Annotated in this window: 9 protein-coding genes, 1 other RNA gene and 1 pseudogene; 6 read left to right on the forward strand and 5 right to left on the reverse strand. The window is 48.0% G+C overall.

The window, feature by feature from the left end; genetic code table 11:
* Both ACLQ6D_RS00275 and ACLQ6D_RS00280 read right to left on the reverse strand, forming a co-directional pair.
* Positions 1–482, reverse strand: a pseudogene (locus tag ACLQ6D_RS00275) (hypothetical protein); the annotation flags it as partial.
* A 74-nt stretch (positions 483–556) separates the two neighbouring features.
* A complete protein-coding gene (locus ACLQ6D_RS00280) occupies positions 557–2,203 on the reverse strand; it encodes a SulP family inorganic anion transporter (RefSeq protein ID WP_411725243.1) in 1,647 nt (548 codons plus the stop codon).
* A gap of 534 nt (positions 2,204–2,737) precedes the next feature.
* Here ACLQ6D_RS00280 and ACLQ6D_RS00285 point away from each other — a divergent pair.
* From ACLQ6D_RS00285 to ACLQ6D_RS00295, 3 genes are all read left to right on the forward strand, one after another.
* Positions 2,738–3,412 (forward strand): DUF2490 domain-containing protein, encoded by a 675-nt coding sequence (locus tag ACLQ6D_RS00285; protein ID WP_411725251.1) that lies wholly within the window; start codon positions 2,738–2,740, stop codon positions 3,410–3,412.
* Between the two features lie 356 nt (positions 3,413–3,768).
* Positions 3,769–5,196, forward strand: a complete 1,428-nt coding sequence (locus ACLQ6D_RS00290; RefSeq protein WP_411725244.1) for a sensor histidine kinase — start codon at positions 3,769–3,771, stop codon at positions 5,194–5,196.
* Complete coding sequence (locus ACLQ6D_RS00295; RefSeq protein ID WP_411725245.1) at positions 5,193–6,578, forward strand: sigma-54-dependent transcriptional regulator; 1,386 nt, start codon at positions 5,193–5,195, stop codon at positions 6,576–6,578. The genes ACLQ6D_RS00290 and ACLQ6D_RS00295 overlap by 4 nt, the downstream gene beginning before the upstream one ends.
* A 26-nt stretch (positions 6,579–6,604) precedes the next feature.
* Here the strand turns inward: ACLQ6D_RS00295 and ssrS are convergent.
* The 3 genes from ssrS to ACLQ6D_RS00310 form a co-directional block, all read right to left on the reverse strand.
* A non-coding RNA gene (gene ssrS / locus ACLQ6D_RS00300) (6S RNA) lies at positions 6,605–6,783 on the reverse strand.
* A 21-nt stretch (positions 6,784–6,804) separates the two neighbouring features.
* Entirely contained in the window at positions 6,805–7,104 is a 300-nt protein-coding gene (locus ACLQ6D_RS00305; RefSeq protein WP_411725246.1) for a cell division protein ZapA, read from the reverse strand.
* On the reverse strand, positions 7,101–7,328 hold the full coding sequence (locus ACLQ6D_RS00310; protein ID WP_411725247.1) for a TIGR02449 family protein: 228 nt from the start codon (positions 7,326–7,328) through the stop codon (positions 7,101–7,103). The genes ACLQ6D_RS00305 and ACLQ6D_RS00310 overlap by 4 nt, the downstream gene beginning before the upstream one ends.
* 190 nt (positions 7,329–7,518) lie before the next feature.
* Here ACLQ6D_RS00310 and ACLQ6D_RS00315 point away from each other — a divergent pair, with 190 nt between their 5' ends.
* The 3 genes from ACLQ6D_RS00315 to ubiH form a co-directional block, all read left to right on the forward strand.
* Positions 7,519–8,052, forward strand: coding sequence for a UPF0149 family protein (locus ACLQ6D_RS00315; RefSeq protein ID WP_411725248.1), 534 nt, complete (start codon positions 7,519–7,521; stop codon positions 8,050–8,052).
* 14 nt (positions 8,053–8,066) lie between these two features.
* Positions 8,067–9,377, forward strand: a complete 1,311-nt coding sequence (pepP, locus tag ACLQ6D_RS00320; RefSeq protein ID WP_411725249.1) for a Xaa-Pro aminopeptidase — start codon at positions 8,067–8,069, stop codon at positions 9,375–9,377.
* Positions 9,377–10,576: 2-octaprenyl-6-methoxyphenyl hydroxylase (ubiH, locus tag ACLQ6D_RS00325; protein WP_411725250.1), on the forward strand; the 1,200-nt coding region annotated here is incomplete at its 3' end. The genes pepP and ubiH, both read left to right, overlap by 1 nt.

Here is a 10,576-nt window from a genome sequence, read left to right on the forward strand (position 1 = left end):
GCACCTCCCAAGAACCCTAGGCCGGAATCGTCGGCTAAAAAGTCTCCCAAGGCTGTCCCCAATGTGTTTGAGAACAATATCGCCACCCAATAGAAAAGCTCCGCTTTGGTTGTTTGGATATTGCTAACGGAGAGTGTCTTTTCGCTGAAACGCCAAACAGCCAGAACTATCAACAAACAAGTACCCAAAATCAGCGATCCTTTCGCGTAGCCTAGCCCTAGGGTTCGATCCATAAAATCTGACATTGTTGTGCCAGCCGTACTCGTTGTAAGGATCACCGTCCAGTACAACACGGGGTTAAATTTGCTCGACATAAGTTGGACTACAACAGAAACCAAGAACAACCCGATCAAGATAGCTGAACTCAGGCCGTAGCCGACGTTCATTGTCATCGAAAGCAGATCCCCTGCCGTTTCACCCAGCGTGGTGGCGCAGATCTTAATGATCCAGAAAGTGAGCGTGACTTGCGCTACCTTATTCATCGTTGTCTGTTTTCGATGCTGCACCTAAATAATGCCATATCGCCCCCTCGAAGTGGGGCGATATGGCTGACAACTCAAACCAAATTTTTCCGCCGCGCAGCCAGCGGGTGATCGGAATAAGGCTCATGATCGTCCAATCCGACTATTGTGCATGTCCCACCGCTGTGGGTGTATTCATTGCTGAAATCATGGATAAACTCCATCACCGTATGGTCGATCAAATTGGCTTCGCTCAAATCAAAGGTTATCGTCTTTTTTTCCGGCAGATTTGCCAACAGGCTTTTTAAACTGATGAAGTTAGAGAACACCGCCGCACCACTGATAGCGACATGGTAAGTATCGGTTTCATCCTTTTCAACATGATAAGCTATCGTAAAGAGATTTTTTAATTTCACGCCACGGGCGATATGCATCAGGAGTTTTACCACAATTCCTATCAATACGCCGATCAACAAGTCAGTTGCCAAAATGCCAATGATAGTTACGATAAATAAAACAAAATTATCTAAACCAATATCCATCGTCTTCGCGAATTCTTTTGGGGATGCCAAACGGAAACCGGTGAATACCAGTAATGCAGCCAAGGAAGTGAGCGGGATTTCGTGGATTAAGTGCGGGAAAAATGCCACAAACACCAGTAAAAACGCACCGTGGATAAAATTGGCCCAGGCTGTCTTGGCACCGTTGTTGACATTGGCGGAACTACGGACGATTTCCGCAATCATCGGCAAGCCGCCTATCATGCCTGAAACCATATTGCCAATGCCCACAGCGGTCAGATCGCGGTTCAAGTTGGAATTGCGCTTGTAAGGATCGAGCTTATCGACTGCCGAAGCGCTCAATAAGCTTTCTAAACTACCGACCAACCAAATGGTTACGACCGCTTCCCAGAATTCCAAGTTGGCAACTTTGCCAAAATCAGGAAAGTAAAATCCTGACATAAAATGTTCCGGCACCGAGACCAGGAAAGAAGGCCCAATGGTAAATTCGTGGTGCGGTAAAAACTGGGCATCAGGCAAGAACATATATTTATGGACATGATCCAGGTCGAAATAACGCTCTAACGCCAACCCTAACAATACGACCAGCAAGGGGGCAGGGATCATCTTTACGGTATGGTTTTTTATCACTGACCATAGGATCAACAACAGCAGTCCGGCAATACCGATAAAGGCAATTTCAGGGTTCATCTCAACGATGGAGTGCGGGATTTCGGCGATAGTCCCCAGCAAGGATTTGGCCTCTGGCTTCACGCCCAACAGGGTATGAACCTGTTTTGCCATGATGATGATACCAATTGCCGCCAACATGCCGTGGACGACGGAATTTGGGAAAAAAGCACTGAGTTTTCCGGCCTTAAACACGCCCAAAAGCACTTGCAACACGCTGGCAAACACGATAGCTGCCAAGGTGTAACGGTAACCCGCCATAGCATCGCCCTGTCCCAGTGACTGTACCGCATCGACGATGACAACAATCAATCCGGCAGCAGGGCCGTTGATCGTGACAAAAGAGCCGTTAAGCCGAGAGACCACCAAGCCGCCGATAATGGCGGTAATGATGCCAGCCATAGGCGGAAAACCGGATGCCATTGCTATCCCTAAGCATAACGGCAAGGCGATAAGAAATACTAAAAAACCGGACAATAAATCGCTACGCCAGTTTTCGATAAGGCCGGGAATGCCTGTTTTCGGCAGAGCTAATTCAATGGTGTTGGGCATACGCTTCTCCTGAGAAAATTCACTTACTATGATGACGATGTATATAGAGCAATACGTGTGCCAACACATCAAGAACCGCGTTAACGCCTTATTTATCTGGAAAGACATCGTTCCGCTATCTTGTTGAGTTAGACTTCCAATCTACAAATGGTTGAAATCAACCAAAGTAATCGGTGCATTTGAACCAATTCATTTTTGATGTCGAGGAATCCTCTCTTAATGTAGAGCCAACTTTACGTTACGGTTTTCTTTATATACGGCTTCTACTGTCCGCAAATCAAAGCAAAGCACCTGAAAGTGCCTGTTCCTAAAACCAATCATTGTTATCGAAAACAAATGTGGCATGACTAATGCTTAATCAAACACAGATACCAGCCCTACTGGATAGTCACAGCGTATCTTTGTAAAGAATGTTGAAAATAGCAGTGTCCAAGATTGAACACCAAAGCAAGAGCTTGAAAACGATCAAGTAATAAATGAGATAAATGAAATGACTAAGAAAAAATGAAAGCTTTAGTGACGGCAGCGGCAGTTATGTCTTCTGTCAGCATGGTGACACCCGCTTTAGCCATGGATGATTTGCTGCAGGATGCCGGTAGCTGGATGCAAGTTGTCGGGGAGGATAGCCTAAAGTTCGTCGATCCGAAACTGGAAAAAGGCCGGATATGGGTGGAAGGGCAATCCCGCTTCGACGATAACTGGGATCATTGGTATCAAGGTATGGTACGAGCGGCTGTGGGTTATTCCATCAGCGACCGGGCGACCATTTGGGCTGGTTATACGTGGTTACCTACACAAAACCTTGGCAAGAGCTATGTCTCCCAACAAGATGTGTGGCCGGCATTCCGCTATGTGTTACCTACCGACATCGGAACTTTCAGCTTCAGGACGATGATCGAAAGCAATTTTATCAAGGGTGATGATGTCCGTTTTCGTCCGCGCCAGATGGTTCGCTTCATGCATCCTTTTGAGTTCGAGCCCCGCCTTAATTTTATTGCCTGGGATGAGTTTTTCATACGCGCCAATACGACCCCATTCGGGGGCAAATCGGGCTTCGACCAAAACCGCGCATTCGCAGGTCTAGGCTGGACGTTCAACAAAAATTTTCGATTTGAAGCAGGATATCTTAATCAGTACCTGGATGATGCCACACATACCAATAACACTATGCACCATTTGATAATGGGTTCGCTGTTTATCAACTTTTAGTGAAGTAGGTTGGATTACGACTGCATGGACAGATATTTGCTCCTGCAATATCTGCATTCACCACATCCCTGTGTTGGCAACGCATGGACGACAAACTGCTCCTGCGTTTGCTGCATTCAGTACATCCTGTACTTCAGCGGTTGCCGAGACGCGCAAATTGTAGGACGATGAAACTTGTATGAAGCTTGGGCGCATCGTAACCCAACAGGCGTTTTAGCGGTCTATGTTGGGTTACGGCGCACGGACAATCCAGCGGCACTTTGAGGCATTCGATATGTGCGCTTAACCCAACCTACTATACTTGAACCTAAAACCTAATAAATAGTTAAACAACATGTTGCTTGGTTGTCGTCATTATGCATAAGATACTTTACCGCCCGATTGTTGTTATCAGCTTGGTATTAGGCATGTTAGTCATGGTGGAGCTACTTGCTTTGGGTAGCATTACCTGGCGAAACCTGGGCCGGATCGATAAAATCAAGCAGGACATTATTCAAGGCCATGAACTTGAACAATTGGTTTTCGACTTTCTCAACGCCCCCATACTAGCTCCCGACGCAATGACTAACCCAGCCCCGGAAAATGCCGATCTGCACAAAAAAATCACCCATTTTTTTGCTAACCGTCAATCCAGCGAAAATGGCACGGGCGCATTATTGGATAAAATCAAACCGTTGCTCCTGAATATCGAACAGGGAAAACGCCAGGACATAGCGCAGGTTTTATTGGTTTCACAAAACATCCTTAATCTTCAGCGTTCAAATGAAGAAAAATTGTTGGCCCAGGTTTATCAAGACAGTAGGCTGGAACTTAATTTTGCCGTGTTCATCCCAGTTGCCGTGCTATTGCCGGCTTTTTTACTGGGCATCGTGTTTTTCAGGCGGCAAATCCTGTCCCCGCTCAATGCACTGGAACAGTTATTAAAGCGTCTGACTGACGGGGAAATGCAGCCCATAGCCGAAAACCGTAACGATCCCTTGATGCAACCGTTGTTCGGCAGCTATAACCGCCTTATCAAGCGCTTAGCGGAACTGGAAGAAGAACACACATCGTATACACAAACCTTGGAACGGGAAATACGCCATGCCACCCACGCCTTACTCGAACAAAGCTACACGCTGGCACGTTCTGAACGTCTGGCAGCGGTAGGTGAACTAGCCGCCAGCGCTGCACATGAACTGCGTAACCCGCTTGCGGGAATCCAGGCCGCTTTGGAAAACATGTGCGGTGAATGTGAAGACCAGGAAACTGCACAGCGGTTACAGTTAGTGAGTGTTGAAACTAAACGCTTGACCCACAGGCTTAACGACTTGCTGGCTTATTCCAAACAGCAGCCGGAAACGGCTAAGGTCGTTGATATTTCCAAACTCGTGGACGAGCTTTTGACTTTATTGAAATATCAAGTGAATGAAAATATAAAATTGATCTACTCAATTCCACCCAATCTCCTATCCATGCTACCGGAAACAGAATTCCGTCAGGCATTGCTCAATCTGCTGTTGAATTCTGTGCAAGAACTCGGAAAACAGGGCGGAACCATCAACTTGCACATCAACAATCAGGATGACCACTTGAAAGTTGAGGTCTGCGACAGCGGGCAGGGTTTCCCGGAGGCCCTGCTGGAGCAAGGTGTACAGCCCTTTGCGAGTTACCGCGAACATGGCACTGGGCTGGGCCTATCCATGGTGCTGAGGTTTGCCCGTTCACTAGGCGGACAGTTAAGCCTAAAAAATGACAGCCTAGGCCACGCTTGTGCAACGCTTACTTTACCGATGGGTGTATGAAAGATTCTTTATTGATTGTCGAAGACGAAGCATTGCTGGGCAATGAGTTGGCGCGTTTTTTCCGAAAACAGCACTGGGATGTCAGTGTGGCTATCGACATAGAAAGTGCCCGTCGGATACTCAGCGAACAGGGCATAGAACCTATCGTTATTTTATCCGATATGAACTTGCCGGATGGCAATGCATTGGATTTTTTGGAACAGACAAGCAACAGTTTGCCGAACTGCGAGTGGATATTTTTGACCGGCTATGGCAGCGTCACCGATTCAGTGCGTGCTTTGCGCCTCGGCGCTTATGATTTCATCGAAAAACCGTGTGAACTGGACAGGCTGAACATACTGGTGGAAGGCGCGGCCCGCAGCGCCAGGGCGCAACGGCGCTTACAGCAAGAAACCAACCAACATTTCAACCGCTACACGACAGAAGCGCTAGTCGGGCGCAGCCAGAAAACCAAACTCCTGCGGGACATGCTAAAACAACTGGCTAATGTCCCTTTCTCAAGCCTGGTCATTAGCGGTGAAACAGGTACCGGCAAGGGTTTGGCGGCGCGCATCTTACATTACTCAGGAAGCCGTGCCAACAAGCCCTTGGTGGAACTCAACTGTGCTGCCATACCCAAGGATTTGCTGGAATCCGAGTTGTTTGGTTATGAAGCAGGTGCTTTTACAGGCGCAAAAAAGCGACATCGCGGCTTATTGGAGCAAGCGGATACCGGAACGATTTTCCTGGATGAAATCGGTGAACTGGACTTGGACTTGCAAGGCAAGCTGCTCAAGGCAGTAGAAGAATTGCGGTTCAGGCGTTTGGGCAGCGAAAACACCGTTGAAGTCGATGTTCAAATTGTTGCTGCCACTAACCGCGATTTACTGCAAAAAATCAAAAGCGGTGAATTTCGTCAAGATCTTTATCACCGTCTCAGTGTTATCAATATACACATTCCACCCCTGCGGGAACGTCCTGAAGATTTGCGCGATTTAGTGCCGCAATTTGTCGCTGACTGTAATGTTAAATCGGGTAAAAATATAAAAATCATTCCCGACAGTGTATGGGGGCAACTGGAAGCTTACAATTGGCCGGGTAATATCCGCGAATTGCATAACGTGATTGAACGTTGTGTGTTGTTTGCGGATAACGAGATTTTTCCGGCGCAGTGGTTGCAATTCCCGAATAAAAGTGAAGATATGTCAGTCGCAGAGAATGACGGCATGTATATTCCACTGGACGGGAGCTTGTCACTACAGGACATGGAAAAATATATACTCCAGGAGGCACTGAATCGGGCAAACAACAATGTCACTGCCGCAGCCCGACTGCTACGCGCAACGCGGGAAACCATGCGCTATAGGGTGCAAAAGTACCATCTCAAGTATGACCAGGATTGATAGTGGTTTGCTGAGAATTAGGGGATGCATCTCCCGCCTGTGCCGTTATGCACTTTCGTCCTTGAACCGGAAGTTCAAGTGGGGACAGGGCCGGTAAATCAGGCTTCTCGTCTAAACGGGCATGCACACCATTAGCGGTATTTGCCCCCTGGGTAATAACAGGTTCAGGAAACACCCAGCACACTATCGAACACTACAGGAGATACATGCCTATAGTTTAACCTGTTTAGCGCTTTTCCAAAACGTTTTCAATTTTGGCCATCATATTGGCCAAGCATTCTTTCCAGCCCTGACTTAAAACTGGGGTTTGATTTTTCAGGGTTTGCAATTCATGGCTCAAATTAAGCGCCGCCATCACGGCAATCCGCTCAGCCCCGCTAACTTTGCCGGAATCGCGCATTTTCCGCATTTGGGCATCAAGCTCGCTTGAGGAACGGATAAGGTTTTCCTGTTCCTGCGGTTCACAGGCAATTTTATATTCCTTGCCCATAATAGTGACTGAGACCGAGATAGATTTATTGCTCATGAGCCATGCCCCATTGTTTTTAGCCGCGAAATCATGGCTTCAACCCGATTCCTGGCCAGTGTGGTTTTTTCAAGAAGATGGGCCTTTTCCCGAACCAAAGCGTGCTGCTTGCTTTTCAGGGCATCATTTTCGGTTTTGACTGACAGATACAACTCGATGAGTTGATCCAGCTTTTTTTCAAGATCCTTTATCTCTAAGGATTGATAAGGTTCTTTCTCGGTCATGGCATCATTAAATTCAAGGTGTGCCGTCAACGGCAGATAGGGATAGGCTATAAGGTGCCACTGCTGAAGATGGCAAAACTGTCTGTTAACTCAATGCAATAATCACGTATCAACTTAATGGTAAACAAATTTGCGGTAAATGGTAGCATAAGCTCACCTTATTTTAGTACAGTTTAATCATTTGTACGCTATGCTGTATCAAGACATCAACACGATAATTGCAAAAAATGATGCCAGCCTTCCCGTAGCGGAATCTCATGGCATGGCGGCGGGGATGCTATGTGTCAACGTCCGCACCAAACCTGAGTTTTGGCTACGGGAATTGTTACAAGATGCCGGTGAGCCCAATGTTGAAGATAGGACTATCCTGGAAAACCTGATTGAAGAAACCAGACGCTTGTTGAATAGCGATGAGTTTACTTTTGAATTGCTGCTCCCTGATGAGGACGCGCCCCTTAGCGAACAGGTTGACGCTTTACGGGAATGGGGCCAGGGTTTTTTGTTTGGTCTAGGCTCTACTTCTTCATCATCAGGCTCAGCATCAAACTGGCCGGAAGATATACGTGAGGTCGTGAAAGATATTGCCGAATTCACTAGGCTCGAAAGAGACGCTGAGGGTGAAGAAGCGGAGAATGATTTTATGGAACTTACTGAATACCTGAGAGCGGCTGTCATCTTTCTGCGTACAGGATTAAACGCAGGTTATGACGGTCTAATCCATTAAGCGACAAATTCAACATGAAACAAAGTGAATTCAAAAAGCGGCGCAAGCAATTGATGCAGCGTATCGGTAAAGGAAACATTGCATTGCTGGGCAGTTCGTCCACGAAAATCCGCAACCGGGATGTGCATTACCCTTTCCGTCAAGACAGCGACTTTTATTACCTGACCGGATTTTGTGAGCCGGATGCGTTAGCGGTCTTTATCCCTGGACGCGAACAGGGTGAATATATCTTGTTTTGTCGTGAATTTGATGAAACCAAAGCCTTATGGGAAGGTGCCCATGCAGGGTTAGAAGGCGCTACCGGTCATTACCAGGCCGACGATGCTTTTCCTATCGATGACATGGATGAAATTTTGTCCGGCATGTTGGAAAACAAGAATAAAGTTTTTTATCCAATGGGCCGCGATCCTGACCTTGACCACCGTCTGCTGGATTGGATCAATCACATCAGGGGACAGTCCAGAACTGGGGTTATTGCGCCTGGAGAACTGGTTTCACTGGAGCACATCCTCCATGAAATGCGCCTGTTTAAAAGCCCGGAAGAAATCAAGCTAATGCGCCGTGCCTCTGAGGTTTCAGCCAAAGGCCACGTAAAGGTTATGCAAACCTGTAAAGCCGGGATGTACGAGTACCAAATTGAAGCTGAGCTGGTGCATCATTTCATGCAAGAAGGGCTGCGGGCAGTTGCCTACCCTTCTATTGTCGCTGGCGGCAAAAATGCCTGTGTGCTGCATTACACAGAAAATGCGGCCAAACTGAAAAATGGTGATTTGCTCCTGATCGACGCAGGTGCCGAGTGCGATCATTATGCCGCCGACATTACCCGTACTTTCCCCGTGTCCGGACGTTTCAGCGAACCGCAAAAGCAGCTATACCAGTTGGTTTTGGATGCCCAGACAGCCGCGATTGAGCAAATCAAACCAGGTACACCTTGGCATAATGCCCATGATGTGTCGGTAGAAGTATTGACCAAGGGATTGGTCGCCCTAGGTCTGCTGGAAGGCAAGGTAAAAACGCTCATCAAGAAAGAAAAATTCAAGCAGTTCTATATGCACCGAACCGGCCACTGGCTGGGGATGGATGTGCATGATGTCGGCGACTATAAGGTAGACCAAAAATGGCGTTTGTTGGAGCCGGGAATGGTACTGACTGTCGAACCCGGCCTGTACATCCCCGCCGATTGCAAAACCGTAGACGAAAAGTGGCGCGGCATTGGAATACGTATAGAAGATGACCTGTTGGTAACCGGGCAAGGCCACGAAGTCCTGACACGTGGCGTACCCAAAACCATCCCTGAAATCGAAGCCTTGATGCAGGGCGGATAATGCAACTCGACGGGCAAAACTTTGACATCATTATTGTTGGCGGAGGACTGGCAGGTAACTGCTTGGGGCTTACGTTGAACGATAGTGGGCTGGAGGTTGCCATCATTGAAGCCAACACTAGGGAACAACTGCTGAACTCTGCTATGGCCGACCGGGCGCTGGCGTTGGCTGCCGGGACGATTGGAACGCTGGAAGCACTGGGTATTTGGCAAGGTATTCAGGCGAAAGCAACTGCAATTACGGATATTCATGTTTCAGACCGAGGGCATTTCGGCAAAGTCCGTTTGTCCGCACGAAAACAGCAGGTTGATGCCTTGGGTTATGTGATAACTGCACGGGACATTGAAACACATGTGGCGGAACTGGTCGATAAAACCGGGATAACCCAGGTTTGTCCGGCGCGTCTGGTTGGCCTCATGTCGGACGATAACACAGTCAATGTCAGTTTAAAACACAAGGACGATTTACTGTGCTTATCGGCGAAATTACTGGTCGGCGCTGACGGTGGCAACTCATCCGTGCGAAAATTGCTGGATATTCCTCAGCAGATCACCGAGTACGGACAGACCGCCCTAGTCACCACGGTTAAAACCGCTCTTCCTCACCATAATACGGCATACGAGCGTTTCACCGAATCGGGGCCCTTGGCGTTCCTGCCTATAGCAAAAAACCACTGTTCAGTAGTCTGGACACGCAGTAAAGAAGACGCTGACACGCTAATGTCAGGCAGTGAAAAAGACTTTCTGGAACACCTCCAGCAGTGCTTCGGTTACAGGCTCGGGCAACTTACCCTAACAGCGCCAAAGCGGGCATTTCCTGTATCACTCGTCCGCGCCCATCGTATGCAATCAGGTCGGGCGGTCATTATCGGCAATGCCGTCCATCAGCTACATCCAGTAGCGGGACAAGGATTTAACCTAGGCCTGCGTGATGTCGTCCAATTGGCGGATATGGTGCTCAAACAACAGGAACAAGGCGATGATATTGGCTCAGCAAAATTCCTGAATAACTATGTTCTCGCACGGGGGAAAGACCATCATCAGACCATTACCTTCACTGACACACTGGTGCGCCTATTTTCCAATGATAGTCTAGCGCTGGCGGCAGCCAGGAATATCGGCCTTGCCACGCTAGATCATTTCCCTGCTGCAAAATCTTTATTATCAAGGCATGCGATGGGATTGGCGCAGCAGTTACCG

Source organism: Methyloglobulus sp. (genome assembly GCF_046714055.1).
GTDB lineage: Bacteria > Pseudomonadota > Gammaproteobacteria > Methylococcales > Methylomonadaceae > Methyloglobulus.

Coding starts and splice junctions, on each gene's coding strand:
- pepP (WP_411725249.1), top strand. CDS start 8,067: ATGAAACAAAGTGAATTCAAAAAGCGGCGCAAGCAATTGATGCAGCGT.
- ACLQ6D_RS00285 (WP_411725251.1), top strand. CDS start 2,738: ATGTCTTCTGTCAGCATGGTGACACCCGCTTTAGCCATGGATGATTTG.
- ACLQ6D_RS00295 (WP_411725245.1), top strand. CDS start 5,193: ATGAAAGATTCTTTATTGATTGTCGAAGACGAAGCATTGCTGGGCAAT.
- ACLQ6D_RS00315 (WP_411725248.1), top strand. CDS start 7,519: ATGCTGTATCAAGACATCAACACGATAATTGCAAAAAATGATGCCAGC.
- ACLQ6D_RS00310 (WP_411725247.1), bottom strand. CDS start 7,328: ATGACCGAGAAAGAACCTTATCAATCCTTAGAGATAAAGGATCTTGAA.
- ACLQ6D_RS00305 (WP_411725246.1), bottom strand. CDS start 7,104: ATGAGCAATAAATCTATCTCGGTCTCAGTCACTATTATGGGCAAGGAA.
- ACLQ6D_RS00280 (WP_411725243.1), bottom strand. CDS start 2,203: ATGCCCAACACCATTGAATTAGCTCTGCCGAAAACAGGCATTCCCGGC.
- ACLQ6D_RS00290 (WP_411725244.1), top strand. CDS start 3,769: ATGCATAAGATACTTTACCGCCCGATTGTTGTTATCAGCTTGGTATTA.